Source organism: Lelliottia sp. 7254-16 (assembly GCF_002922995.1).
In the GTDB taxonomy this organism is placed as follows: domain Bacteria; phylum Pseudomonadota; class Gammaproteobacteria; order Enterobacterales; family Enterobacteriaceae; genus Enterobacter; species Enterobacter jeotgali.
The window spans coordinates 14,222-41,020 of sequence record NZ_PQVS01000016.1; the positions used below are offsets into that span (position 1 = coordinate 14,222).

The 26,799-nt window shown below is 52.9% G+C and carries 28 protein-coding genes; 6 read left to right on the forward strand and 22 right to left on the reverse strand.

Annotation, left to right across the window (positions count from 1 at the left end):
• Window positions 1–18: 18 nt before the first annotated feature.
• The 3 genes from C3708_RS18425 to C3708_RS18435 form a co-directional block, all read right to left on the reverse strand.
• Entirely contained in the window at window positions 19–210 is a 192-nt protein-coding gene (locus tag C3708_RS18425; RefSeq protein ID WP_103949938.1) for a YaiA family protein, read from the reverse strand.
• Between the two features lie 45 nt (window positions 211–255).
• Window positions 256–780: a shikimate kinase AroL gene (aroL, locus tag C3708_RS18430; protein ID WP_095280952.1), complete on the reverse strand. Its 525-nt coding sequence runs from the start codon at window positions 778–780 to the stop codon at window positions 256–258.
• 131 nt (window positions 781–911) lie between these two features.
• Window positions 912–1,370, reverse strand: a complete 459-nt coding sequence (locus tag C3708_RS18435; protein WP_103947639.1) for a YaiI/YqxD family protein — start codon at window positions 1,368–1,370, stop codon at window positions 912–914.
• A gap of 163 nt (window positions 1,371–1,533) precedes the next feature.
• Between C3708_RS18435 and proC the strand changes: the two genes are divergently transcribed.
• Window positions 1,534–2,343, forward strand: coding sequence for a pyrroline-5-carboxylate reductase (gene proC, locus C3708_RS18440; protein ID WP_103947640.1), 810 nt, complete (start codon window positions 1,534–1,536; stop codon window positions 2,341–2,343).
• Window positions 2,344–2,359: 16 nt separating this feature from the next.
• On the opposite strand, the gene adrA is transcribed toward proC, so the two are convergent.
• The 6 genes from adrA to C3708_RS18470 all read right to left on the reverse strand — a co-directional run bounded on the left by adrA (window position 2,360) and on the right by C3708_RS18470 (window position 8,062).
• Window positions 2,360–3,475: a diguanylate cyclase AdrA gene (gene adrA, locus C3708_RS18445; RefSeq protein WP_103949939.1), complete on the reverse strand. Its 1,116-nt coding sequence runs from the start codon at window positions 3,473–3,475 to the stop codon at window positions 2,360–2,362.
• An 89-nt stretch (window positions 3,476–3,564) separates the two neighbouring features.
• A complete protein-coding gene (gene psiF, locus C3708_RS18450; RefSeq protein ID WP_095280948.1) occupies window positions 3,565–3,885 on the reverse strand; it encodes a phosphate starvation-inducible protein PsiF in 321 nt (106 codons plus the stop codon).
• Between the two features lie 91 nt (window positions 3,886–3,976).
• On the reverse strand, window positions 3,977–5,392 hold the full coding sequence (gene phoA, locus C3708_RS18455; protein ID WP_095280947.1) for an alkaline phosphatase: 1,416 nt from the start codon (window positions 5,390–5,392) through the stop codon (window positions 3,977–3,979).
• 98 nt (window positions 5,393–5,490) lie between these two features.
• Complete coding sequence (gene iraP / locus C3708_RS18460) at window positions 5,491–5,751, reverse strand: anti-adapter protein IraP (protein ID WP_095280946.1); 261 nt, start codon at window positions 5,749–5,751, stop codon at window positions 5,491–5,493.
• A gap of 246 nt (window positions 5,752–5,997) precedes the next feature.
• Window positions 5,998–7,209, reverse strand: a complete 1,212-nt coding sequence (locus C3708_RS18465; protein ID WP_095280945.1) for a multidrug efflux MFS transporter — start codon at window positions 7,207–7,209, stop codon at window positions 5,998–6,000.
• 169 nt (window positions 7,210–7,378) lie between these two features.
• Entirely contained in the window at window positions 7,379–8,062 is a 684-nt protein-coding gene (locus C3708_RS18470; RefSeq protein WP_174348715.1) for an extensin family protein, read from the reverse strand.
• A 108-nt stretch (window positions 8,063–8,170) separates the two neighbouring features.
• On the opposite strand from C3708_RS18470, the gene ddlA reads away from it, so the two are divergent.
• The gene (gene ddlA, locus C3708_RS18475) at window positions 8,171–9,271 is read left to right on the forward strand and encodes a D-alanine--D-alanine ligase (RefSeq protein WP_103949980.1); all 1,101 of its coding nucleotides are present in this window, start codon (window positions 8,171–8,173) and stop codon (window positions 9,269–9,271) included.
• Here the strand turns inward: ddlA and C3708_RS18480 are convergent.
• Window positions 9,268–9,504 (reverse strand): DUF2754 domain-containing protein, encoded by a 237-nt coding sequence (locus C3708_RS18480; RefSeq protein ID WP_095284187.1) that lies wholly within the window; start codon window positions 9,502–9,504, stop codon window positions 9,268–9,270. The two genes, ddlA and C3708_RS18480, sit on opposite strands and share 4 nt — an antisense overlap.
• A 249-nt stretch (window positions 9,505–9,753) precedes the next feature.
• On the opposite strand from C3708_RS18480, the gene C3708_RS18485 reads away from it, so the two are divergent.
• Window positions 9,754–10,056: a DUF2755 family protein gene (locus C3708_RS18485; RefSeq protein ID WP_095280943.1), complete on the forward strand. Its 303-nt coding sequence runs from the start codon at window positions 9,754–9,756 to the stop codon at window positions 10,054–10,056.
• 3 nt (window positions 10,057–10,059) lie between these two features.
• Here C3708_RS18485 and C3708_RS18490 read toward each other — a convergent pair whose 3' ends face one another.
• The 3 genes from C3708_RS18490 to C3708_RS18500 form a co-directional block, all read right to left on the reverse strand.
• Window positions 10,060–11,160 (reverse strand): DUF1615 domain-containing protein, encoded by a 1,101-nt coding sequence (locus C3708_RS18490; protein WP_103949940.1) that lies wholly within the window; start codon window positions 11,158–11,160, stop codon window positions 10,060–10,062.
• Window positions 11,161–11,174: 14 nt separating this feature from the next.
• Window positions 11,175–12,395, reverse strand: coding sequence for a peptide antibiotic transporter SbmA (gene sbmA, locus C3708_RS18495; RefSeq protein WP_095280941.1), 1,221 nt, complete (start codon window positions 12,393–12,395; stop codon window positions 11,175–11,177).
• A 113-nt stretch (window positions 12,396–12,508) separates the two neighbouring features.
• The gene (locus C3708_RS18500; protein WP_103949941.1) at window positions 12,509–13,042 is read right to left on the reverse strand and encodes an isochorismatase family protein; all 534 of its coding nucleotides are present in this window, start codon (window positions 13,040–13,042) and stop codon (window positions 12,509–12,511) included.
• A gap of 200 nt (window positions 13,043–13,242) precedes the next feature.
• Between C3708_RS18500 and ampH the strand changes: the two genes are divergently transcribed.
• Window positions 13,243–14,400 carry a D-alanyl-D-alanine-carboxypeptidase/endopeptidase AmpH gene (ampH, locus tag C3708_RS18505; RefSeq protein ID WP_095280939.1) on the forward strand — a complete coding sequence of 386 codons (1,158 nt, stop codon included), beginning with the start codon at window positions 13,243–13,245 and terminating at the stop codon, window positions 14,398–14,400.
• A 5-nt stretch (window positions 14,401–14,405) separates the two neighbouring features.
• Here ampH and C3708_RS18510 read toward each other — a convergent pair whose 3' ends face one another.
• Together C3708_RS18510 and C3708_RS18515 are read right to left on the reverse strand one after the other, a co-directional pair.
• A complete protein-coding gene (locus C3708_RS18510) occupies window positions 14,406–15,032 on the reverse strand; it encodes a helix-turn-helix domain-containing protein (RefSeq protein WP_095280938.1) in 627 nt (208 codons plus the stop codon).
• Between the two features lie 95 nt (window positions 15,033–15,127).
• The gene (locus tag C3708_RS18515; protein WP_103949942.1) at window positions 15,128–17,902 is read right to left on the reverse strand and encodes an autotransporter outer membrane beta-barrel domain-containing protein; all 2,775 of its coding nucleotides are present in this window, start codon (window positions 17,900–17,902) and stop codon (window positions 15,128–15,130) included.
• Between the two features lie 476 nt (window positions 17,903–18,378).
• On the opposite strand from C3708_RS18515, the gene hemB reads away from it, so the two are divergent.
• A complete protein-coding gene (hemB, locus tag C3708_RS18520) occupies window positions 18,379–19,353 on the forward strand; it encodes a porphobilinogen synthase (protein ID WP_103947649.1) in 975 nt (324 codons plus the stop codon).
• 131 nt (window positions 19,354–19,484) lie between these two features.
• Window positions 19,485–21,188 carry a lysophospholipid acyltransferase family protein gene (locus C3708_RS18525; protein WP_103949943.1) on the forward strand — a complete coding sequence of 568 codons (1,704 nt, stop codon included), beginning with the start codon at window positions 19,485–19,487 and terminating at the stop codon, window positions 21,186–21,188.
• A 101-nt stretch (window positions 21,189–21,289) separates the two neighbouring features.
• On the opposite strand, the gene tauD is transcribed toward C3708_RS18525, so the two are convergent.
• The 7 genes from tauD to C3708_RS18560 form a co-directional block, all read right to left on the reverse strand.
• On the reverse strand, window positions 21,290–22,141 hold the full coding sequence (gene tauD / locus C3708_RS18530) for a taurine dioxygenase (protein WP_103949944.1): 852 nt from the start codon (window positions 22,139–22,141) through the stop codon (window positions 21,290–21,292).
• Window positions 22,138–22,965 (reverse strand): taurine ABC transporter permease TauC, encoded by an 828-nt coding sequence (tauC, locus tag C3708_RS18535; protein ID WP_095280934.1) that lies wholly within the window; start codon window positions 22,963–22,965, stop codon window positions 22,138–22,140. Before tauC ends, tauD begins: the two co-directional genes overlap by 4 nt.
• On the reverse strand, window positions 22,962–23,729 hold the full coding sequence (gene tauB, locus C3708_RS18540; RefSeq protein ID WP_095280933.1) for a taurine ABC transporter ATP-binding subunit: 768 nt from the start codon (window positions 23,727–23,729) through the stop codon (window positions 22,962–22,964). Before tauB ends, tauC begins: the two co-directional genes overlap by 4 nt.
• Before the next feature lie 12 nt (window positions 23,730–23,741).
• The gene (gene tauA, locus C3708_RS18545; RefSeq protein WP_095280932.1) at window positions 23,742–24,704 is read right to left on the reverse strand and encodes a taurine ABC transporter substrate-binding protein; all 963 of its coding nucleotides are present in this window, start codon (window positions 24,702–24,704) and stop codon (window positions 23,742–23,744) included.
• A gap of 141 nt (window positions 24,705–24,845) precedes the next feature.
• On the reverse strand, window positions 24,846–25,436 hold the full coding sequence (locus C3708_RS18550; protein ID WP_103949945.1) for a hypothetical protein: 591 nt from the start codon (window positions 25,434–25,436) through the stop codon (window positions 24,846–24,848).
• A 113-nt stretch (window positions 25,437–25,549) separates the two neighbouring features.
• Entirely contained in the window at window positions 25,550–26,005 is a 456-nt protein-coding gene (locus tag C3708_RS18555; RefSeq protein WP_233210434.1) for a hypothetical protein, read from the reverse strand.
• Window positions 25,998–26,735, reverse strand: coding sequence for a winged helix-turn-helix domain-containing protein (locus C3708_RS18560; RefSeq protein ID WP_103949947.1), 738 nt, complete (start codon window positions 26,733–26,735; stop codon window positions 25,998–26,000). The genes C3708_RS18555 and C3708_RS18560 overlap by 8 nt, the downstream gene beginning before the upstream one ends.
• Window positions 26,736–26,799 lie beyond the last annotated feature (64 nt).

The window sequence follows — 26,799 nt, forward strand, 5'->3', positions numbered from 1 at the left end:
GCGGATTTCAGATTTGTATCAGGACTTTTCGGGGTCTTCGTAGCGGCGTTTGGCATCCAGCGCTTCCTGTTCGCTCTCATGTTCGCTAATCAGGGAATTTGGCTTGGGATGATCTGCACGCAATTGATACCAGGTCACGGTATGGGCACCGGTGCCTTTTTCAACAGTCACAATGCGTGCTTCGCGTGGGTATGGCGGTTTAGTTGGCATAGTTCATCCTTTTTATGAGGGCTAAACTATGAGTATAGACGTCTGCTAGCTGGCGCAAGCCAGACGCAGGGCGGTAACAATCTGATTTACGACCTCTTCCGGCGACAGCGAGGCGTCAATCACATGATGTGCCGCTTCACGATACAGCGCGTCGCGCTCGGCGAGGATTTCGCTGACTTCTTCACTGATAGGCTTGCCGGTCAGCGTCGGACGTTGCCCCTCTTCCGGGAAAGCTTCCAGACGCTCAACCAGTGTAGAAACCGGGGCGCAGAGATAAATCACGATACCTTTCTCACGCATAAACTGGCGATTACGTTCCGCCAGGATAATCCCTCCGCCGGTCGCAACAATCGTCGAAGGAGCGGTCACCGCTTCCAGGGTTTCGCTTTCACGCGTACGGAAACTCTCCCAGCCTTCTTTTTCGACGATCTCGGCGATGCTCTGACCCGCATGTGTTTGCAGCCAGTGATCGGTATCGACAAACTGGCTTTCACAGACGCGAGCCAGTTCGAGGCCGACGGTCGTTTTGCCGCAGCCACGGGGGCCAACTAAAAAGATGGGTTGGGTCATAGCCAGGTGTTCCCCTTGGTATCGCGAGGTTGCAGTGTGAGAAGTCGAAAAACGAACAATAATACCATTAAACTAGTACATAAGGTAAAGGCAAGTTGGCCCACTGTATCACAATTTAGCAATGCTTATCATTACGCTGTACGACGCTTCACTTCCAGCAGCCATTTATCCAGCTCGGCGGCGAACTGCTGACGGTCGCGCTGTGATAGCGAATCTGGCCCGCCGGTTTGTACACCGCTGGCGCGGAGCGTATCCATAAAATCACGCATGGTGAGTTTTTGTCGGATCGTTGAAGGTGAATAGCGTTCACCGCGCGGATTCAGCGCCGCAGCACCTTTCTCCAGCACTTCTGCCGCCAGGGGAATATCGGCGGTGATCACCAAATCTTCCGGGCTACACAGACGCACAATTTCGTTATCGGCCACATCGAAACCTGCCGGAACACGCATGGAACGGATAAATTTCGACGGTGGAATACGCAAATTCTGGTTTGCCACCAGCGTTAACGGCATCTGCACACGCTCTGCCGCACGGAATAAAATCTCTTTAATGACATTCGGACACGCATCCGCATCCACCCAAATCGCCATAGTTTCTCCCCGGCTTCATATTGATTGCTATTGTCGCCTGCTTTTCGTTGTTAAGCTATAAAACCGTCATACTTCAAGTTGCAGGTGTGTTGGCCGCGTTCCTGTAACTCGAATTATTTAGGTTTAAAACAGAACTCACAACGCATAATAACGGAGAGACGTGATGGACAAAAAAATCGGTTTTATCGGCTGCGGCAATATGGGAAAAGCCATTCTCGGTGGTTTGATCGCCAGTGGCCAGGTCTTGCCGGGGCAGATTTGGGTCTACACCCCGTCACCGGACAAAGTTGCCGCGCTGCGTGATGAATACGGTATTAACGCCGCCGAAAGCGCGCAGGAAGTCGCTCAGATTGCTGACATCGTCTTTGGCGCCGTCAAACCCAACATCATGATTAAAGTCCTCAGCGACATTACCTCCAGCCTGAATAAAGAGACGCTGGTCGTCTCGATTGCAGCAGGTGTTACGCTCGATCAGCTCGCCCGCGCACTCGGCCATGACCGTAAGATTGTCCGCGCAATGCCAAACACGCCGTCGCTGGTGAATGCGGGGATGACTTCCGTAACACCGAACGCGCTGGTAACGCCAGAAGACGTGGCGGACGTGCTGAATATTTTCCGCTGCTTTGGCGAAGCCGAAGTGATTGCCGAAGCGATGATCCATCCGGTTGTCGGCGTCAGCGGTTCCGCTCCAGCGTATGTTTTCATGTTTATCGAAGCGATGGCCGACGCTGCCGTGCTCGGCGGCATGCCGCGCGCGCAGGCCTATAAATTTGCTGCTCAGGCGGTGATGGGTTCCGCCAAAATGGTGCTGGAAACGGGCAAACATCCGGGCGAACTGAAAGATATGGTCTGTTCACCGGGTGGCACTACCATCGAAGCCGTGCGCGTTCTGGAAGAGCGCGGATTCCGTTCGGCGGTGATTGAAGCGATGAATAAGTGCATGGAAAAATCAGAGAAACTGAGTAAATCCTAAGCCTTATTGCCGGACGTCAGGCGGCCACTTCGGTGCGGTTACGTCCGGCATTTTTCGCTTTGTACAGCGCCACATCCGCCGCTTTTAGCCATTCCCGATAATGGCAAAACTCTGCCGTCAGAGGGGCGACCCCGACACTGATCCGCAGCCGCACCTGCGGCGCACAGGGTAGCGTTAAGACCGCCAGCCGCTCATGCACACGAGACATCGCCGCGATGGCACTTTCCGCTGGCGTGCCGCTCATGATCACCGCAAATTCATCGCCACCGAAGCGCCCAATCATATCCCCGGCCCGCAGCGTTAATTGTAACTGCCGCGTAACGGCGATAATTGCCTCATCGCCCACATCGTGGCCCCAGGTGTCGTTAATACTCTTGAAATGGTCGATATCGATAATCAGGATCGCCGCTTCGCGATGAGCGCGCCGACAGGTGTCGTACTCATTGCGTAACAGGATCTCCCAGTGGCGGCGGTTGAACACACCGGTCATGCCATCGCGGGTGCTCATCAATTCCAGACGGCGCTTGTGCTCCGCCAGCCGAATGGCGGTCTGATAGCTTACCCAGGCAAAAAACAGCGGATAGAGAACTATCACCGGCAGCGCCAGCCAGAGTTCCAGCGGGGTAAGCGTAAAGGTGGGAGAGACCCCAGTGAGCTGCAACGTGACCAGGGCCGCGATGGTGGTCATGATTGCACCAGCACTGAACAATCTGATCCCGCCCGCCCCCATCATATTCATGCCGATCAGAATGATAAGTGCGGCGGTAGGGAGCACATTCACCCCTGTCAGCCCAATCCAGACGCCTGCCACGATGGCGTCGGCCTTCAGATTGTTCATTTCACTGACACGCGGATCGGAAGCGCGATAAGCCAGCTGCCAGGCCAGGTGCGGCCAGACGAACACCCATCCGACCAGCAGTAACCACCAGCCTCCAGGCGGAGCTTGTGCCACCAGCGCCCCGGCAATCGGGAAAAACATTGCCGCCAGCCCGAAGATACGCGGCAATCGAACACGCCGTGCGAAACGGATACCGGAACGGTGATGGTCATCCTGAGAAAGGTTTGGCTGCCACTCTTCTCGCGTGACGTCTTTATTGTAAAAGTTTTCGTCATTCATAATTTTTGGGAACATTCTGAAACATTTCCCAAATTATAGAGAGGGGTGTTGCGGGGAAAGTATGAAATTTCGGGTGAGTCGTTGTCACCGCTCACCCGTTAGGACTACGCCGCTTTTTTCAGGCAAGCGCTCATAAACTTGCTTCGGTCGTCGCCTTTGAGTGATTGTTGCGTGGCCAGGCCGTTACATTCGCGCATTTTTTGCTGCTGAGGCGTCAGGCTCTTTTCCCCCGGTTTTGAGGCGCTGTTTTTCAGGCAATCGCTCATGTAGGTTTTACGCGCATCGCCTTTCAGCGTCTGGGCTGTGGCCTGTTGATTACAGCTGGTCATTCGTTGCTGCTGAGGGGTGAGTGTTTTCTCCGCAGCAGAAGCCGTGGACACCAGGAACAAGGTAGAAAGCAGAGTTACAACGAGGGTTAGTTTCATAGCACCATCCTTTTGTGAAGGTTCACACTAAGTCTGGTTCGTGGCGGGAAAAATACCACCCGGCGGAATTGGTTTCTGCCGGGTGGTGGTGTTATTTCAGTCCAAGAGCGTCTTTCATGGTGTAGAACAGATCCGTTTGATCCGTCAGGCCGACCACGTTTGCGGCATGCGGGCCATACGCAGCAATGCGCAGCTGTGTTCCGGTATGTTCCATAGAATCGCCTTCCGAGTTGCCGTAGCTCATCACCATCACCGCACCGTCTTTGGTATTGAGAGCCTGAGTCAGGCCAGGCGCTTTGGTATCCGGAGCCACAATCTGGCTGGCGTGGGCGTGGTCAGCGGTCACCACCACGAGAGTGTTACCGTCTTTCTTCGCGAACTCCAGCGCCTTCTGCACCGCTTCGTCAAGATCGACGGTTTCGCCAATCTGTCCACACGGATTGGCCGCGTGATCTTGTTTATCGATCGACGCCCCTTCCACCTGCAGGAAGAAACCTTTCTCGCCTTTGCTTAATAAAGAAATGGCTTTATCGGTCATCTGCGCCAGCGTTGGGACGCTGTCGTCACGTTTCGGATTTGGGGTACAGGTTACGGCAGGTTTGTCGATATTGCCGTGGTAAGAGGCTTTTGGCCCTTCCCAGCGCACCGGCATGTTGCCATCGGAGAACAGACCGAGCAGAGGTTTATCCTGACCTGCGTCAGTAATAGCCGCCAGAGAAGCAGCATCGCTCACCAGTTGATAGCCGCGTGCCTGCGCTTGTTCACGCAGGGTTTTGCCCTGCCATTCGCCTGCCGTTGCGGTTTCAGCGAAGGTTTTTGCACCGCCGCCTAACGTGACATCTGCACGCGCATTTAGCAGCTGTTCGGTAATCGATCCTTTACCGCCCTTTTCCAGTGCATTAGTTGGACATTTTTCGCTGGTGACGGACGGACCGTAACATTTACGCGAGGTAACATGTGAAACCAGTGCGGCTGGCGTGGCATCTTGCAGTTCAGCTGTGGACACGTTACCCGTTGCCAGCCCGGCGGCTTTTGCCATCTCCAGAATGGTCTGGTGATCTTTTTCGTGAATATCGACGCCCAGTGCGCCGTTATAGGTTTTGACACCGGTGGTCCAGGCCGTGGCGGAGGCTGCCGAATCGGTCACGTAATCGGGTTTTCCGGTTTTTTTATCCAGCGCGTAATGGGTATATTGCCCGGTCAATGGCAGCGCATCGATGCCTTTAAAAAAGCCACCTGCACCTTCGGCATAATTTCGCGCGGCGGTGATTTCGGAATCACCCATACCGTCGCCAATCAGCAGAATAATATTTTTAGCGGGTTTCTCATTCAGCGATGCACGCAGCGCTTCGGTTTGATCTCCAGTCAGACGGCGTGCGCCACCCGGCTGCGTGATATCGCCCTGTGCAACACGATTATCCAGCACGCTGGTATTCGCGGTGTCCGCATGAATGACAGGGGTAAATAATAAGGGCATTAATGCGATGAAAAGTGCGCTCTGTTTCACTTTATTCTCTCCATGTAAAAATACATAAAAAATAAACAGAGCGACTATAAGAACTTCAGATGACAAATCTATGACAGGTTTTTAGATAGTGCGGCGGATTAACTGCGAGGATGCCGCAGCAACTTTTTTACGTATTGCTGTAGCATTTCGCTATCCTGAACCGGCACTTGAGAGTCGGGCCTGGCATCTTCCAGTGCGCCCTCGATACTTCGGATCAGCGCCTGCTGATCGGTCTGCGCCATCTGCCGTAGCAGCGCGGTGACCACTATTTCTAATGCTTCAACCTGGGCGACCAGTTCTTTTGACTCTTCTTCCTTTTGGGCAAGCTTAACCAGCAACTCTGCAATGAGATTTTTCATCGAGCTATTTCCTTATCAGGTTTTTGCTGACGGTATCATTACGGTCGATTAATGCAAAGAGGCGAAAAGTATTATCTTTATGAAAAAACACGCTATGTCGCAAATAACGATGATTTAGCCTCAGCGAAACGTTTTGCTATTATAAAAACTGATTTTTGGCAGCTAAATATTAGAAAGCAAGCGTCATTATTTTTGATAACAACTTAACGCTTGCTTAAAACATAATATATCTTCGCTAAATAATGCTCAGATGCTGATATTGTCTTCTTTTTGACGACGGCGGCGCAATGCAATTGCGAGCTGGATAACGTTGATTAGCACCACGACAGCCGTTGCCGCAAACACCCAGCGGAATCCCGCCATCGCAGAGACGGTTGCGCCCATCAGCGGACCGGCGACATTGCCAAGATACATAAACGACTGGTTATAGCCAAAGATGCGCCCGGTGACCTGATCGCTCGAGTATTTTACCAGCAGAGTTTGCACCGCAGGCAGCATCGCGCCATCGGCAAACCCCAGCATAAAGCGCAGCACGCCAAGCTGGAAAGGCGAGGTGACAAAAGACATCGCAAAAAACAGCACCACCGCGAAGATAAGCGTCGCCATTAATATTCGCGCTGTACCAATCCTGTCCCCGAGCTTGCCTAAACGGGGGGCCGAGATCAATGCTGACACGCCGGGCACGGCGGCAATCATGCCGCTGAGAAACGCGATATTATTGCTGTCCGGTGCCATCGATTTAATAAACAGTGCCAGAATCGGTCCAATTGATCCGTTGCACAGCTGAATCACCATCGTCGTCACAAACAGGCTGATCATCAGGCCGGGATACGGCAACGTGGCAAACACCGCTTTGCCGCTCAGACGATCGGCTTTGCTGACGGTCGGGCGCACGCCCTCTTTTATCAGGAAAAAGGTCACCAGAAAACTCACCACCAACAGCATCGCGGTGATGAAAAATACCGCCCGCAGCCCGACGTGGTCAGCCAGGAAACCGCCCATCAGCGGGCCGCCAATCACACCGCTGATTTGCGCCGTGGAAAGCGTGCTTATCGCCCACCCGCTGCGCTCGCGCGGAACCTGGGAAGCCACCAACGCCATCGCGTTAGGAATATAGCCAGAGGTCAGGCCCATCAGGCCACGCAGTAAAAAGAGCTGCCAGACATTCGTTGCGTACGCCTGGAGCAATATCGCAATCGCCATCCCGAGCGACGCGCGCAGCAACATCAGTTTGCGCCCTTTTCGGTCTGCAAGGCTGCCCCACATGGGCGACACAATCGCGGAAACCAGGAAAGTAATACTAAACGTGAGGCCGGACCACATCGACAGCGCTTCGTGCGACGTCACGCCGAGCTGGGAAACATATAGCGGCAGGAAGGGCAAAATCTGGCTGATGGCGAGGCCGGTGAAAAAACAGCCAAACCAGACCGAGATGAGATTTACTTTCCAGGATTCCATAAGCGACACAATCTTCATTTTTAGGCGAATTCGCCGACAGATTAGCAAGTTACGTCAGATGACGTGGAACCAGAGATGCGGAGGCGAACATTTTGGTATTTTATCTCCCCAGTCATCCTATTTGTGAAACAAGTCACAAACTATCCTCTTTCAGCTGGTGAAAAATGCTTTAACGACAGAGGCCAAAACCGCGCATGCCAAGATGAAAATGGTTGGCGTGCGCGGCGTTATATTCCGGACCTAACCCGTTGCCATAATAGTCGCAGCTCGCACTGAGCAGCGCCCGCAACCACGGCTGCGTTTTCTCGTTACGCCAGCCTGGCAGAACCGTTACCTTCTGGCCGTCCGCCAGATGAAACCCGCTGATATCCAGCGCATCGGCGGTGGCATGTTCGCTACGCCGCGCATCGGGTCGGTGATAGATATTACGGCAGGCAAAACTCCCGAGATGTTCAACGCGCGCCAGTTCGCTGCCCATCATCGTCTTAGTGAGAGGCCTCGCCTGCTGCTGGATAAACAGCGCGGAACTCAAGGCCAGCGGACAGCTGGCGATAAAACTGCTGCTGAGCGTCACGGGGCCAAAGTTGCGCACCCGCACCACATCGCTCAGAGGACAATCCCCTGCGCTGTTAGCCATCGCCTGCGTCTGGATCAGCCGTTTCTGGTTCGCCTCTGACAGCAAACGGGTGCATGCCTCCGGCGTCAGGCGACGCAGTTTAAACTGGGTAATTTTACCCGGCGGATCGTCGAGATTTAGCGGCACAAAAGGATTGTAATACGACGGCAGCCAGCGATATCCCATCACCGCCGCTCCCGCAATTATCGCCCAGATAAGCAGACTTTTCCCTCGCACACGCCCTCCTCTTTTCTACCTCAAAACATTATGGCAGAAGGCGGGGAAACCCACCGGGCATCGTGGTATGTTATGGGCTTTGATGAGTCAGACTGGAAGAAAGTGAAGATGGCGAAGCTGCGGGTAGGAATTGTTTTTGGGGGAAAATCGGCAGAACACGAAGTGTCACTGCAATCGGCCAAAAATATCGTTGATGCGATTGATAAGAGCCGTTTTGATGTCGTTTTGCTGGGCATTGATAAGCAGGGACAATGGCACGTGAACGATGCCAGTCAATACCTGTTGAACGCAGACGATCCGGCGCATATCGCGCTCAATCCATCGGACATCAGTGTCGCCACCGTACCGGGCGTGGAGCAGGGCCAGCTGATTAACGCGGGCAATGCGCAAGCACTGACCCAGATTGACGTCGTGTTCCCGATTGTTCATGGCACACTGGGCGAAGATGGTTCCCTGCAAGGGATGCTGCGCATGGCGAATCTGCCGTTTGTCGGCTCTGACGTTCTCGGCTCCGCCGCCTGCATGGACAAAGACGTGACCAAACGCCTGCTGCGCGACGCCGGGCTGAATATCGCTCCGTTTGTCACCCTCACGCGCGCCAATCGTCAGCAACACAGCTTTGCCCAAATCACTTCCCAGCTTGGGCTGCCGTTATTCGTCAAACCGGCGAACCAGGGCTCTTCCGTTGGCGTCAGCAAAGTCACCAGCGAAGCGCAGTTCACCGAAGCCGTGCGTCTGGCATTTGAATTTGATCACAAAGTGGTGGTTGAACAAGGGATTAAAGGTCGCGAAATCGAATGCGCCGTACTGGGCAACGAATTCCCACAGGCCAGTACCTGTGGCGAAGTGGTGCTGAACAGTGATTTCTACTCGTATGACACCAAATACATTGATGATAAAGGCGCGCAGGTTGTCGTTCCGGCGGTTCTCGATCCTGAAATCAATGACAAGATCCGCGCGATCGCCATTGAAGCCTATCAGGCGCTCGGCTGCGGTGGAATGGCGCGTGTCGACGTGTTCCTGACAGCCGAAAATGATGTGATCATTAACGAAATCAACACACTGCCCGGCTTCACCAATATCAGCATGTACCCAAAACTGTGGCAGGCCAGCGGTATCAGCTACCCGGATTTAATCACCCGTCTGATCGAACTGGCGCTGGAGCGTCACGCTGCTGACAGCGCCCTGAAAAGCTCGGTAAACGGTTAATCCGCTTTATCAGCGCTCTCCACATTTTCCGTCGTTGGCTCTTGCGGCCGACGGCGGATGATGAACCCCGCCAGCCAGAAACTGATTACCCACGTCACCAGCCCTACCGCATAGGTTTGCCAGCCTTTCGCTTCAAATCCGAGCAGCCCAACAACACCGTTAAGAATAAAAATCAGGCCAATCGCAAAGGCGTAATAATGCCAGTCACGGCGTAGTTTGGCAGACAGGTTCATGGCAACTCCGACAGAATAAAAAGCCATCCTCTCACAGTTTTCTTATTCGGTCTGTGGCGAATACGGAAATTCTTAAATGCGAATCAATTTAACTTAAGTCGGCAAACTGTGACGCAGGACAGAAATCGTTAAACCAGGAGAATTCCCTGGGCCAAATTACCACGATTCTGATATTGACAAATGCTATGACCTGTCAGACTCAGCTTGTACGACTGGCATATGGCCAGAGTGAAATAGCGGGAGGTCTTTATGGCAGACTTTACACTGACGAAGCCGATTTTTGGCGGCAAACATCCCAGATCTTCAACGTCGGGTAATATCGCCTACGCGCTGTTTGTGCTGTTCTGTTTCTGGGCAGGTTCACAATTACTGAACATTCTGGTGCATGCACCAGGCGTTTATGAACACCTGATGCAGGTTCAGGACACAGGCCGACCGCGCGTTGACATCGGATTTGGTGTGAGCACTATCTTCGGGCTCATTCCCTTCCTGGCAGGATGCGCTATCCTCGGCGCCATCGCCCTTGTGCTGCGCTGGCGTCGTTATCACTGACTTTTAGTTCAGTGACATGCAGCGCGCCCGGCGATCGTCCACACGTTTTGCGAACCACGCCGTGGTGAGATTACGCGTGATCTTCAGGCTTTCGAGCTGAATGCCCGGCAGAACCTCCCTTGGTAAAGCTTTGCCACTTTTCTGTTCCGCCAGCGTGTACACCTGCTGATAAAGTTCCGTTTTCTCGAACGCCAGACTATCCCCTTTTTCAAGCTGATGGCGGATTTCGCTGTTACTCATATCCAGCTTAATCGCCAGCTTGCGCACGGCTTGCTCGGTTGTGCCCGCTTCACTGCTCCCATACGCAATGAGATCGCCATCTAAGGCGAGCTTCGAGCCCGTCGCGCGGTTCACGGCATTCTGGAAGGCGGCATTACGACTGGCGTACCACCCGGCGTTGAAATCGGCGAAGCGATACAGCGGGGCGCTGTAGTTGGCTGGATAATTCAGCAAATGATACGTTCCAAACCACAACCCGCCGCGAAGCGAGAACACTTCCTGACGTACGGTTCCGTCGATTTTCCACGGATACCCGCTTTTATGCTTCTCGGCAAAATCGATGCTGACCTGCATCGGCCCGCCGGTATGTACCGGGTTCAGCGAACCAAACAGCTTCTGCCCCATCGGCACCATATCGATAAAATCATCGAAAATGGCGCTCAGTTGTTTCTCGGTTTTGACTGTATCCAACCGTTCGCTGTAGCTTTTACCGTTAGGCGATGTGATTTTGAGGGCCGTATGCACAAGGAAGATCGGTATGTGCATTTTTTCCGCACGTCGGTCGATCTCTTTCCAGGCAATTTTGTTGAGTCCTGGCACCGCCGGATCGGATTGGTACATAGATTCTTGCTGTGCCACCGCCAGCACCGAGCAGATGTTCTCCTCAGTCGGGGCGATTTTCTGGCTCTCGAACGTCTTCGCCAGCACAATCGCCCAGTCATCGCGATCCTTCACGCTGGCGGGCATTTTCTGGCGAACCACGCTTGCCACATCGACGGGCTTTTCGCCCTTTTTCAGCGGCGCAGCCCCTTTGTCGGCGCATCCGGCCAGCACAAAGGTGGCCAGCAGTGATAACGGTAACCCGCGTGGTACGGCAAATGGCATAGCAACTCCCTGTTTTACCCTAATGTATTGGTCACTTCCTGAAGGTTCTGATCGTCCAGCTCGCGCTCAAAACTGCGCAGACGTTTGTAGATCGACATCAGCTCAACCAGCGTCGTCCATGAGGCAATCAGATACTGGAACGAACCGCGAACTTGACCAAAAACGTTGGTTATCTGCGTCATCAGACCGAGTGTAATCGTACCTGCAACAATCGACGGGAACAGCAGGAACAAACCGAAAACGTTATCGACCTGCAAATATAATATGCGGGCGATATTGAAATACATGTAGTGGAAATAAAGTCGGAAATAGTTACGACGCACCGCGCCAAACAACTCACGTACCGTCGGAGGCGAGGCGCGATTCGCGTCATCTTCACCGTAGACCAGTTCTTTACGATAAGCCGCTTCCACGCGCTGATTTTTAAACTCCAGCCCCGGTAGTTTGATCCCGACAGCCGCCAGCAGCCCTGTACCCATCAGCGACCAGACGATGGCCGCAATCACCAGACCGTACGGCAGGTGGCCAACAATAGGCAGCTCAGGGACATGCGCCGAGAGGGTGACCAGCACAGGAAGGAAGGCAATCAACGTCATGATGGCGTTGATGAAACTCACACCCATATCTTCAAGCGTCGAGGCAAAACGCATTGTATCTTCCTGCACACGCTGCGCGGCACCTTCGATATGACGCAGCTGCTGCCAGTGCGCCATATAGTGTTCGTTCATTGCGGTACGCCAGCGGAAAACATAGTGGCTGACGAAGAAATTATTCATTACACCGATAATCACAGCAATCAGCGCGATGCCGAGGAAGATGCCCACTTCATGATAAAACTGATTGATGGTGACCTTATGCGGCGAACTGAGTGCAGTCTGAATCAGATCGTAGAAAGGTGCATACCATGCGTTGACCGCGACACCCACTTCGACCAAAAACCAGGTGACGAAGATGATGAGTGATGTCCCGAGAATCGACCAGTATTGCCAGCGGTGCGGCGAATATGTAAACCAGAACAAGGCAAATATCCCTACGCATACTGCATAGTAGGCGTAAAACAGCAAATAGCTGAGCGACCAGAAACGCGCGGCACTGATAGGAACATCACCCGTTGCACCGGTCAGGCGCTCAATCCACGCTCCACCACCCGCCTGCCAGAAAATGACGGCGATTAATGCCCAAATAAACGCCGAGAGGAAAAATGGCCCCGGCTTTGGGAAAAAAGACTTAAACATTGTGCTTCCTTCTTGTTGTTATGGCGTTGCTGTGTTCAACAAAATACCACACGGAAAACCTGCTACGCGCCGCTCACCGGCGCGTGCGAAAAAATAGACCAGTGGTTTATAGGTTAGTTCGCCTGCCACTCTGCGAGAATTGTTTCGGTGAGTTTCACACGCGGAGGGTTGTCCGGCGCGGTGAGGGTTCGCCAGACCTCGTTATAGTGGTTAATCAGCACCTGAGCCTCTGCCGCCGGGCGATCCGCGGTGGTGTGCGCATCTTCTGCGACGGTGATGTGATATCCCCGACTGACGCCATTTTTAAGAGTGGTATCGACGCAGTAATCGGTCGCACAGCCACAGATAACAAAATGTTGAGTATTCAATTGCGTTAATAATGCGTTGAGCGAGGTGTGATAGAACGCATCGCAGGCGGTTTTTGTGACATAAAACGCCCCCGCAGGCTGATGCAGTTCGGGCAGTAATGTAAAGCCATCACTCCCCTCTTCCAGTCCACCCGCCTCGGTATGCTGAATGAAAATGACTGTGTCAGCGCCGCGCGTGAGCTGATTGATTCGTGAAACGCATTTCTCGCGCTGAATACGCGGCGTGGCGAATACCCCCTGCTGCATATCGACCACCATAACCACTCTTTTACCCGACATCACCGCCTCCGAAAAATTGATTCGCAAGTCCTATCATAAGCCCGATGTCACAAAACAGGAGACAGATTGCAACGAAATTGTTCTTATTTACCCGTGGTTACGTTTTTCCCGCTATCGTTATGCAATTCGGCCCATTGCACCGCGTCGTTTAGTAGTATAAATACGCATTACTTCCTCATTCACTTCATGGATGCTTTTCGTTGAAACGTTGTCTGCTTTCTTTCGCCGCGCTGTGTGCGGTGAGCATATCCACTGTTCAGGCTGCCCAGCCGCTGACAGCACCCGCTTTCGCTTCCGATATTGCCGATCGCTACGCCAATCTTATTTACTACGGCAGCGGCGCTACGGGGATGGCGCTGGTTGTTATTGATGGTAATCAGCGCGTATTTCGCAGTTTTGGTGAAACGCGTCCAGGCAGCAATGTCCACCCACAGCTAGATTCGGTTATCCGTATTGCGTCTTTGACCAAACTGATGACCAGCGAAATGCTGGTGAAGCTGCTCGATCAAGGTGTGGTGAAACTCAACGATCCATTAAGCAAATACGCACCACCGGGTTCACGGGTTCCGTCTTATCAGGGGACACCCATTAGTCTGGTGAATCTGGCAACACATACCAGTGCCCTGCCGCGTGAGCAGCCGGGAGGAGCGGCGCATCGTCCTGTTTTCGTCTGGCCGACGCGTGAGCAGCGCTGGAATTACCTAACAACTGCGACGCTGAAAACGGCGCCAGGTGCTCAGGCTGCCTATTCCAACCTTGCGTTTGATCTGCTGGCCGATGCGCTGGCGACAGCCTCAGGAAAACCATACACCCAGCTGTTTGAAGAGCAAATTACGCGGCCGCTGGGAATGAAAGACACCACCTTTACGCCATCACCCGATCAGTGCAAACGATTGATGGTCGCGGAGAAAGGGGCCAGTCCGTGTAATAACACGCTCGCGGCTATTGGCAGCGGAGGCGTCTACTCCACGCCAGGCGACATGATGCGCTGGATGCAGCAGTTCCTCTCGTCAGATTTCTATGCGCGTAGCAATCAGGCTGATCGTATGCAGACCCTGATTTATAAACGCAATCAACTTCATCGCGTCATTGGAATGGATGTTCCTGGGAAAGCTGATGCACTCGGCATGGGCTGGGTCTATATGGCTCCCAAAGATGGACGACCGGGTATCATTCAGAAAACAGGCGGTGGTGGGGGATTCATCACCTATATGGCGATGATCCCGCAATCGAATGTGGGGGCCTTTGTGGTCGTGACCCGTTCGCCAAACACCCGTTTTATCAATATGAGTGATGGGATCAATAATTTGGTCACCGAACTGAGCGGAAATAAAGCTCAGGTTGTTCCCGCGTCCTGACCGATTTAGTATTCAGCGGGCAAACGGTTGATACTGACCAGTTTGCCCCTGTTCATATTAATATAATTTCCCTGACGTAATGCAGACAGAACTTCCGCGACAACAGAACGTGAAATACGTGTACTTCGCTGAATATGATTCATGACGCCAATTTTTGAGCGCAGTGTTTCATCCCATTCAGCCATATCCATTAGCATTGCGCGAATCTGGCTGTATGAATTATTGCCTACTAATTGCATATCGCGTCGGGCTAATATTCTGTTGATCCAGGAAAGCCAACAAAATGCGTCCTGCCAAAGATAAGAGTTTTGAATAAGCTGACGCGCAGTGGCAGCCGGAAGATAAAAACCGGTGCTGTTTGCTTGCGCTACCATCGTATATTTCTGCTGATTTTCCATCATCCCTGCCGTCAGACCTAAGATGAAAGGCGTTGTGACGATGCCAATAAGCAGGTCATCTGACTGACGGTGAATTTCAACTATTCCTGTTTGTATTACAAAGGTGTGATGCTCTTTCTCAAAACATTCGTGGTAAATAATTTGCTGTGCAGAGGCTTTAAAAGGTGTACTTTCGGCTTTCAGGCATTGTTCGAGCCGTTTAAATTCACAAAGGGGTTTCGCATCCGGATTCATTCAGACCTCAAGCTATCCGTACTTATCGGTTCTGTTTCATTTTTATCGTTATAGTTTTAAAAAGCGGGGAGAACACTCTCCCCGCAATTCAGGCATTACCAGGTATATTTCACGCCCAGATTTGCTCCCCAGTTTTGGTCAACATCACCGCCACCGAGATAGTTAGCTTCCGTATAAGTGCTGAAGTTTTTGGTGAAGCTGAACTGAGTGCCAAGGCCTACGCGAACAGCAGAACCTTTCACACCATTGTCGATGCTGTCACCGTTGACATCTGCATCGTTGCTGGAGTCGTCATAAACATATGCCAGCGTGAAGTGCGGAGTCAGGGCCTGATCGCCACCGTAGTTGAAGGTGTAACCTGCATCAATACCCGTTTCATAACGCATGCTGTCGTATGACTGACCGTCCATGCGCATGTCGTTGCTGAGCTGGTAATCGTCGCCAGACTGGAACAGACCTGATACAGCAGCGTACGGTGTGACGTAGGCAGAGGTATTTGGTTTCCAGTCATAACCCAGTTTCAGACCAAAGCCCCAGGCGTCAGACGTGGTGTTACCGTCTACATACTGGCCATTGCTCATGGTGGCGGACAGATCGTTGTTAAAGCGGGTGTAGCTCAGGGAACCATCGACAAAGACATCGTTAGCAAAGTACGCGGATGAGTAGATCATCGCTGTCTGGCTATCCTGATCAACCTGACCAGAGTGATCGCTCACGTCGCCTTTTGCGAAACCTGCCGCACCACCGAGGATCCATTTAGCGTTGTTACCGTCAATCTGCGTATCCAGACCGACCATCACGCCGTTAACATCCTGATCGTAATTGATTTCGCCGTTATCACCGTCGAAGTTGCCACCGAAGTAGCTCACCCAGGCGCCACCTTTATCTGCCAGGCCATGACGACCGTTGGTCAGACGGGTGCCAACGGCATCCTGCTCCAGGTTCCAGATATTGGTGTTGGCAGACGGAATGCTCAACGCCATATTGGCGTAGTCAGTCAGCTCTTCCTGATGCAGAACCACGGTGTCGCCCTGCTGCTGCGCTTTATAGGTATAAGCGCCCAGATCGGCTTTGTTGGCTGCGGTGAAGGTGGCCTGTGTACCGGCATCGTTGTCATAAACGCGAATGACTTCATTGCCTTTATAATCAGCAACCGAACCTGCGCCTGTTGCGTTGTCGATACGCACTTTGTAGTTACCTGCGACTTCGCCGTTCACCGCCAGGTGACCGTCGGAGTTCAGCGCAACCACGCCATAGTCATAATCGGCCAGGTTCTTATCGTTGGTGACATAGCGAGCGTTGTTCAGGTCAGAGTTCAGCACGTAATCACGGCTGGCGACATTCAGCACACCGCCATCGGTCAGCACCATGTTGTGAGTATCCACCTGGCCCAGACCCAATGCCAGCTCAGCACCGTTATCCACGGTAATGGTGTTGGCATAGAGTTCAGCGGTCTCTTCGGTCAGCGCAGCGCCGCTGTAGCTGTCGAGATAGAGGCTGTCGGTTGCTACGCCACCACTGTCACCGATGTTCAGCGAAGAACCATTAGTCAGCGTGATGCTATCAGCAAGGAGACCTGAGTTTTCAACGTTAACCTGCGACTGGTTATTTACCGCCAGCTTATCGATGTTGGAGACTTTACGCGTGTCCCACTCAGAGCCATTGTCCAGCGTGACGTTGAACAGGCCGCTCTGATAAACAGCTTCGCCAGCGACATGGGCATTGGCATCGAAGGTCGAATCCGGCCAGATACTGTTCGGGGAGAGTGTGGTCCAGTCTACGTCGGTATAACCCTGGCCGTACATTTGTGCGGTGCCGATAGCCTCAACGCTTGACTGTGCTGCACCCACCCACTTGCTGCCGTTGGTTAAGGTGACATCCAGTTTATCGGTACCATCCCAGCCATTGGTGGTTGGGTTATAGATGCCGTCGTCAGTGGTATCGGTTTGCGGATCGCCGTTTTCGTAGAAGTTATTATCGAAAGTACTGGAGAACAGAATATCGCCGGTGATCGTAGAGTGGTCAAACGTGGCGGTAGTCTGCATAGCATTGTCTGAAGCACCCGATGCAACGATTAACGCCGCGTCATCCGCAGCAGTAGCATTCGTTTCACCGTAGTCACTCGGCTTCGCACTTTGACCGTAGAAACCGTTGGTTCCCAGATCGCTGTATGCACCAGAAGTCAGCACTGAATCTTTCACCACCAGCGTGTCAGTAAAGACGTGGCTGTTATTGGCAACACCTTCGGTGCCATCATACGGCGTATTATCAACCTGCTGATAACCCTGCGTCAGCGTAATACCGGCGACGTGGGAGTTATTCTGGATAACGATGTCGGATTCTTCATCCAGTGTGATCGCGTTACCCAGTCCATAGGTGTCCAGGTAATGCGTTTCTGTTTTATCGCCATCAACCACGTCATAAGCATAATGCTCATAAGTATCATTGATAGTAGAATTATCTACCGTCAGGCTGAATCGGTCGTATTGCGAATGCACCGTACCATCTTCATCCGTGCCATCGGCGCATTCCGTGGTCATGCACTTCGAGGTAATCATTCCATTGATGGTGCTATTAGAAATGCTTAAAGCATTCGCACGACCATTGATACCATCATCAAGATAGTAAGTAGAAATAACACCATTAACTGTTGATTTATTGATGACGGGATAAATGTCGCCATCATGCGTGGCATCCGAAGTGCCCCAGTCTGCATAGCCATAATACCAGGGTGTGGTGGCCGTATTATCATAACCAAAAGTATTATATGTCGTACCGGATACATCTTTAGCATTAGCCTGAGAAGCGATAGCCAGTGTGCACGCTAATGCAATTTGAGATACAGCGAGTTTCTTTTTCCATGTTTGCATTGAGTCATCCCTCCTCAGGGACGTAAACAAGTTTGTCCGTAAAACGCAAGTGCAAAAAAAATTATTGCGGAGCGAATTATGCAGTGTCACTTCCAAAAGGTTCAATGAATGATTCGATTAAGTCCGTATCCAGACAATTAACAAAAAAACGCCATGCAAAAACAAACCTAAAATGGCAACGCATTATAAATACAGCGAATTAATTAAGGTAAATAATATCTTAAATGACAAATTAATGACTAATGCAATACGTCAGAAAAATGCCATCAAAGGAAATAAGAAGCACCATGAATAAATTAACCACAAAGAAACAATTCGCCAGAAAATAAACATCCCGCCTTTTATATGACTTAACTGGCAACACTCTACGGCACATTAATCACAACGTCCGGTAACAAAACGACCACTTTCGTAAAACAGCCAGCGGTCATTTCAGGTACACTACTCAGCATTGTTCTCCAGACATCAGGCATCCCATGACCGATTTAATTGCACGTCCCCGTCGCCTGCGCAAATCCCCTGCGCTACGCGCTATGTTTGAAGAGACAACACTCAGCTTAAACGATCTGGTGTTGCCGATTTTCGTTGAAGAAGAGATCGATGACTACAAAGCCATCGACGCCATGCCGGGCGTGATGCGCATTCCAGAAAAGCATCTGGCGCGTGAGATTGAACGCATCGCCAACGCCGGTATCCGCTCAGTGATGACCTTCGGGATCTCGCACCATACGGATGCCACCGGCAGCGACGCTCTGAAAGAAAACGGTCTTGTGGCGCGCATGTCCCGCATCTGCAAAGAGACCGTGCCGGAAATGATCGTCATGTCCGACACCTGTTTCTGCGAATACACTTCTCACGGCCATTGCGGCGTGCTGTGCGACCACGGTGTCGATAACGACGCCACCCTGATCAACCTCGGCAAACAGGCAGTAGTTGCCGCCGCAGCCGGTGCCGATTTCATCGCGCCATCGGCGGCGATGGACGGACAAGTGCAGGCGATACGCCAGGCGCTGGACGCGGCAGGTTTCACCGACACCGCCATCATGTCCTACTCCACCAAATTTGCCTCTTCGTTCTACGGCCCGTTCCGTGAAGCCGCCGGAACCGCACTGAAAGGCGATCGTAAAACCTATCAGATGAATCCGCTTAATCGCCGCGAAGCGATCCGTGAATCTCTGCTGGATGAAGCCCAGGGCGCAGATTGCCTGATGGTGAAACCTGCCGGGGCGTATCTCGATATCCTGCGCGACATCCGCGAACGTACCGAGCTGCCGCTGGGTGCCTACCAGGTGAGCGGTGAATACGCGATGATCAAATTCGCCGCCCAGGCAGGTGCAATTGATGAAGAAAAAGTGATCCTCGAAAGCCTGGGCGCAATCAAACGCGCCGGTGCGGATCTGATCTTCAGCTACTTCGCGCTGGATCTGGCCGAGAAGAAAATCCTGCGTTAATTCGCCGTTGTGCCGGGTGGCGGCTTCGCCTTACCCGGCCTACGTTCCCGCCTCATTAAACTTCACCAAACTGCAATACAAACGACATCTGGCACTTCTACTGTCTGGGCAAGACGACAGGAGAAACCAGCATGTTCAGTCTCGATAGCGTTCTTGACGATCTTTGGCCTCAGGCGAGGCCCGCGCCCTGGCAAAAAAGCCTGTTAAAAAGGCTGTTTTACGAACAAGAGTTCCAGCAGTTCGCAGCAAAACACCGCCACCTGAAAGGAATTGATATGGTGGAGCAGGTTCTGGAACATTTGGATATTCTCTGCACGACCTCCGCGCACGACCTCGAACAAATCCCCGAACACGGCCCGCTGATCATTATCGCTAATCACCCCACCGGCACACTTGATGGCCTGGCGTTGCTGTATGCCATCTCCCGCGTTCGTCGCGATGTGAAAGTGGTCACCAACCGGATGCTGACGCACCTCGAACCACTCAGCTCGCTGTTTATTCCGGTAGATAATATGGGCGGCAAAACGGCGAAATCGTCGTTGGTGATGATGGAAAACCAACTGCAAAATGCGGGTGTGCTGATCTTCTTCCCGGCGGGCGAAGTCTCACGTCCGACGCGCAAAGGGATTCGCGATAAAAAGTGGCACTCAGGTTTTATCAAATTAGCCAGCAAGCTGCGCGTGCCGCTGCTGCCGGTCCATATTCAGGCGCATAACAGCCTGCTGTTTTACGCCAGCACGCTGGTATCACCGACGCTCTCAATGCTGCTGTTAATGCAACAGATGTTCCGTCGTCGCCACAGCACCTTGCCGATCAAAATCGGCCAGCAGATTGCCTGGAGTCAGTGGTTTAGCGCCCCCCTTTCGTCGCGTGACATGGCCGAGCAGTGTCGCCAGCACGTGATACGTCTTGGTAAGGGATTACCTGGCATGTTCAAAACACAGTGCGCGATTGCCCGCCCAGAAGACAGGGCCACGCTGAAACGTGAACTGTCGCAGGCCGAATGTCTCGGCAAGACCGCCGATGGTAAAGGAATTTATCTGTGGCAGCGCAACGGGCAAGAAGACGCACCATTGCTGCGCGAACTCGGACGCTTACGTGAAATCGCCTTTCGCGCGGTGGACGAGGGAAGCGGCAAACGCCGCGACACCGATGGTTATGACGATGACTATCTGCATCTGATTCTTTGGGACGAAGAGGATCTCGAGATCGTCGGCGCATACCGCTTTATGCCGACCGCCCGGCAGATAGAACAGCGCGGGCTGGACGGTCTGTACAGCTATAGCCTGTTCCATTACGACGACAACATGCAGGACGTGCTGGAGCATGGCATCGAACTGGGCCGCAGCTTTATTCAGCCGCGCTACTGGGGCCGTCGGGGTCTGGATTATCTATGGTCCGGGATTGGGGCCTATCTGGCGCGGTATCCGCAATATCGCTATCTGTATGGCCCGGTCTCGATTTCCGGCGGGCTGCCTCCCGACGCGCGGGATCTGCTGGTGGCCTTTTACCGCCTGTGGTTCCCCGCCAGTCATCCTCTGGCCGCCTCGCGTCAGCCGTATCCGGCATCGTTGCCCGATGTCCTGGCACAGTTTGGCGGCGTGGATTACGTCGAAGATCTGACAAAATTGAAATCGCTGCTCGGCAATTTGGGCTGCGGCATTCCTCCGCTCTATAAACAGTATTCCGAACTGTGTGAACCGGGCGGCGTACAATTTATCGATTTCGGCAGCGACCCGGCGTTCAACAACTGCGTGGATGGGCTGGTGCTGGTGGATTTATGCTATCTGAAGGCGAACCGATATCAGCGGTATATAGAGGTGCATTTGCGGTGATTTTTCGCCCGGTGGCGGAGGTAAAAGCAAAACGGGCATCTCTGATGACCATTTTTTGTGTTTTCTCCCTCTCCCTGTGGGAGAGGGCCGGGGTAAGGGCATCAGGCCGCACGATAAAACGGCTTATCCCCCAGTATTGTCGCCCGCTGCATAATCCGGCGCTGCGGCAGATAATCCGCATTGGCGTAATGCTGCGTCACGCGGTTATCCCAGATCGCCAGATCGTTTTGCTGCCAGCGCCAGCGCACCTGGAACTCCGGTTTCGTCACATGAGCAAACAAGAATCCTAACAGCGCCTCGCTCTCTTTCTCCGTCAGATCCACAATGCGCGTGGTAAACCCTTCGTTCACAAACAACGCCTGCTTGCCCGTCACCGGATGGGTGCGCACCACCGGATGCAGCAGCGGCGGGTGTTTCGCCACCGCCTCCTGCCAGCGCCGATGCTCTTCTTCGCTTTTGCGGTACTTATATTCCTGGAACGATTTCTTGAAATCGTGCTCCGCTTGCAAACCGCTCAGCAACTGCTTAAGCGGGGCCGACAGCGCTTCGTACGCGGCAATCCCACTGGTCCACAAGGTATCGCCCCCAGTTTCCGGCAGCAGTTTAGCCGCCAGAATTGCGCCTGCGGGCGGCGTCTCGATAAAGGTCACGTCGGTGTGCCAGTTATCGTTATCCGGCGGATTATCGTTATGGGTATCCAGCACGATAATCTCCTCCACCCCTTCGGCATGCGGATAGACCGGGTGAATATGTAAGTCGCCAAAACGCAGCGCCAGAGCGCGTTGCTGCTGCGGCGTCACCGCCTGCTCGCGTAAAAACACCACCTGATGGCGCAGCACCGCATGATACAGCTGCTCGAACTGGTTATCACTCAGCGGACGCGTCACGTCGAGGCCAGAAATCTGCGCGCCAATGTACGGTCCCAGCGGGGTAATGGTCAGACGTTCACTCATTGTATTTCTCCATGCCAGGGCGTCAGGCGGCGCTGTAACGCACGCAGCCCCAGTTCTAAACTAAAGGCAATCACGGCGATCACCGCGATCCCTGCCAGCACCACATCTGTCGCCAGAAACTCGCCTGCCGACTGCACCATAAAGCCAAGCCCGCGCGTGGCGGCAATCAGCTCTGCCGCCACCAGCGTTGACCAGCCCACGCCTAAACCAATGCGCAAACCGGTTAAAATCTCCGGCAGCGCGCCGGGTAAAATCACAAACCAAAGCACCTGCGCGCGGCTGGCTCCCAGCGACTGCGCCGCGCGGATCCGTACCTGCTGCGCGCTCTTCACGCCTGCCAGAGCCGACATGGCGACAGGGGCAAAAATCGCCAGATAGATCAGCAGGATCTTCGAGGTCTCCCCGATACCAAACCAGATAACCATCAGCGGCAGATAGGCCAGCGGCGGTACTGGTCGATACAGCTCAATCAGCGGATCGAGGATCCCACGCACCGTCGGGCTGAGTCCCATCGCAATCCCTACCGGGATGCCGATAATCACCGCCGCCAGCAGCGCCACCAGAATGCGTCCCAGGCTCGCCGCCAGATGCTGCCATAAAGTCGCATCCATAAAGCCCTGCGGCCCGGCGATGGAGATCAGTTTCGTCAGCACCAGCCCAGGACCTGGCAGAAACAGCGGGCTGACCCACTGCTGCGCCGCGACGACCCACCAGATCGCCAGCAGCACCAACAGCGTGCCTGCGCTCAGGGTGATCTGACGGGAAAATGGCCAGCGGAAGGTGAAGCGTTTTCCGGCCCGTTTTTCGCTAAAGACGATGCTCATGAGAACGCCTCCCGCTGCTCAAACACACGGCTCAGCACGTATTCGCGTTGAGCGATAAACTGCGGATCGGATTTGATGCTGCGCACCGGCTCTCCCGCGACAAAGCGACGGGCAAAGTCCAGCGGCAGACGTTCCAGCACCCGGCCCGGCCCCGGAGAAAGCAGCACCAGTTCGGTCGCCATAAACACCGCTTCTTCGATGTCATGGGTAATCAGCAGCACCTGCTTGCCGGTCTCGTGCCACAGGCGCAGCAACAGGGTTTGCATTTGTTCGCGGGTGAAGGCGTCCAGCGCGCCGAAAGGTTCATCCAGCAGCAACAGCTGCGGATTCGCCGCCAGCGCGCGGGCAATACCCACTCGCTGACGCTGACCGCCGGAAAGCTGCCAGATGAAGCGCTTTTCCGCCCCTTCAAGCCCGACTTTTTTCAACATCTGGCGTGCCGTTTCCAGGCGCTGCGCGCGCTCAATACCCGCCAGTTGCAGACCGAAAGCCACGTTCTCCTGCACGTTGCGCCAGGGCAGTAATCCTTCGCTCTGGAAGACCACGCCGCGCTCAGCGCCGGGGCCTTCCACTCGTTTTCCTTCCAGGTGAATGGTGCCGTGCTGATACGGAACAAACCCGGCGATCAAATTAAGCAGCGTGGTTTTTCCGCAGCCCGATGGCCCAAGCACCACCAGCAGCTCACCGCTATCCAGCGTCAGGTTGATATCATCCAGCGCGGGCTTCCCGCCGTAGCTGGCGGACAGGTTTGTAATTTGCAGCATCACGGCCTCCGGTTACTTCACAAAACGATCGGTCACGAACTGGCTGTAATCCGCCGCCACCGCAGGCACTTTGCCCTGCTCTTTCAGGAACCCGGCGGTATCGACAATCGCTTTATTTACCGGGCCGGACAGCTGCTGCACCTGTTGCGCAGGGGTCAGGTAGGTATTGCCTTTCACCAGCCCCGGAACATCTGATTCAGGGACCCCACTCAGGCGCGAGAGTTTTTCCAGATTCGCCGGCTGTTTCAGCCATTCGTCCGGATTTTCGATATACGGCTGCTGGGCGTCGATGGCGCTTTTGGCGAAGGCTTTCACCACCTCAGGATGCTTCTCGGCGAAGTCCTTGCGAACCACCCACACATCCAGCGTCGGCGCACCCCACTGACCCACTTTTTCCGAGTCGGTCAGCACGGTGCCATCTTTTTCCAGTTCGTTTACTGCCGGGGCCCAGACGTAGGCTCCATCAATATCGCCGCGCTGCCAGGCGGCGATAATCGCCGGTGGCTGCAGGTTCAGAATCTGCACCTGACCGGGTTTGATCCCCCAGTGTTTCAGCGCCGCCAGCAGGCTGTAGTGGGTGGTTGAGATAAACGGTACCGCGATGCGCTTGCCGATCAGATCTTCAGGTTTGGTGATGTTTTTCTTCACCACCAGCGCTTCGGAGTTCCCGAGCTGTGAGGCGAGAAGGAACACTTCGATTGGCACCTGCTGGCTGGCGGCAACGGCCAGAGGGCTTGAGCCGAGATTGCCGATTTGCACGTCGCCAGACGCTAACGCCCGCACGATGCTCGCGCCGCTGTCGAACTTACGCCAGTCAACTTTTGCCCCGCTCTCTTTGGCAAAGGTGTTGTCCGCCTGAGCGACTTTCGCCGGTTCAGCGGAGGTTTGATACGCGACGGTCACATCGACCGCCTGCGCCTGAAATGCCCACAGCGCCAGAGCGCCGAGTAAGGTAATACGCGATGAAATTGCCATAGTGTCTGCTCCCCTCTCATTGTTATGGGAGCAGTATTTCTGGCGCCGGAATTTTGATAAAGGAATAAAAAAGAATCTGTCATTCCAAACAGTTTTTAGATAAAGAAATGCAAAGCAAAGTGAAAAAACAGATAACCCGATTCATCCGCGCAGCCAGGTGACAGGCAGAAGGTATTGCCGGTTAAGCAGATCGTGGCGAAACACATACAGGCAAACCGTATAGAAATTTTTGGCATTTAATCTCTGGCACATTTTGTCGCGTAATTTATAGACCTGTTTATAGGAGCAACACAACCGTTCGGCGATCTCCTCAACGTCTATATCCGCCAGTAAGCTCCTGATTAACGTCGTCTCTCGCTCATTGATTTCAACATAAATTTTCCGCTGCCATTTATCGGCAGAAAACGTTTCAAGCTCGCTCAAAATGTCGCAGGCAATCTGTTCACCGGGGGATTTCATGTCGACAGCGTTATGTCGTCTTTGCATCGGTGATATCTGACAGGTTTCGCTTTCCATTTTCAGGACCAGCGCTTTGGTTTTATCGAACAGAGCGGATAACCATGAATAGACATCTTCGAGATAACGTAGAGAAATCCGGCTATCTATTAACACCAAACATTCGCTGGAATGTTCTTTTGAATAAATAATCTCCTGCAAATGACGAACCGGCAGGAATTGCTTTATTCCATCGTACAAATAGTTATCTTTTGTTATTAAAACCATTGAAGACATTCGATTACACCATCAAGCTTAAATCATTCAGAAAAAGGCACAGGAGAACGCTGACCCTTGATATTCACAGGGCCAGGACAGGCAATTATCAATGAAAACTAAGAGACACTGCGTTATTCAGTTTTAGCGCATACCAATACGGTTCGCCGTAAATCGCTAATACTCCAGATTTCGTTGTGTAATTTCCTTACTTTAAAGAAAAACACTTTTTGTGCCGAGGTGAGTTTTTGCGACAGAAACTCAGGCAAGGTTTCGCCACTGTTTTTATCAATTCCTTCGCGCTGGAATTCGACAAAGGCGTGGTTACTGTCGTCGGAATATCGTAGCCGCACATAGCGATCGACGATATAGCGTTTATCACCGTAATTCACCACTCCATACTCGGTAATATAGCTGCGGGCATCCGGGACAAAATGAACCACGAGATGAATTCGGGCATCCAGTTTTTCCTCGTTACTGTCCATCGTGAGATGGATATCGGCAGTACAATCGAGATCGCTTTTACTCTTCGGTACGTAAAGCAGCGCCCCCACAAACAAGACAATTAACAGCGCAACAAGACTAATCACCTTTAGTCGTGATGTAGTTTTTACATTCACCCAGAGCCCCTTTCACATCCAGCGTGCATTTTGCGACAATGATTTCAAGAAGGTCCGTTTTTTCATGGAGCTTACTGTCATCGTAATAGATATTATGTGGGGTCGCGCATTTCTGTAATAACCTCTCGCCTTTACCTTCCGCGAAATAGCGTTCGACACGATTCACATTGACGTTATTGAAATAGTATATTTTGCAGGCATTCACTTGTTTATAAAAAATGACCTCTTCACGCTTAGAAAAAAAATTGAGATACAGCGCGACCACTACGGCAATAATCATCATCAGGGTTGCGCCAGCGCCTATCAGCCAGCTCTTATTGACACCCGGCTCCTTATCTGGCTGAGAAATGGCTTGCATCACCATATAGTCTCTGGATTTCTCATTAAATTGCAGATCGTCAAGCATCAATACAAATCCCTGCTTGGGGATAGTTTTCAGCACATCGTGGATGTCGAACTCTGAAAAAATCTTACGCAGTATGCTGACATTATTGTTCAGGCTATTGCTCGAGGGCGTCAATCCAAAATCTCCCCACACCTTCTGCAAGAGATCCTCTCGCGTCATGAGCTTATTATTATTCTCCAGAAGGACCAGTAAAAGCCGACACGCCGGATTGGAAAGCAAATGCTGATCTTTATCATCCGAAATCGTCCTCTCCGCCACTTTGAAAGAGACCTTTTTGTTTATTATAAAATGCATAGCACTGTCACCAGCTCCAATATTAATCCACACTTTTTATGGCGATAATGCCAATGACCATTTT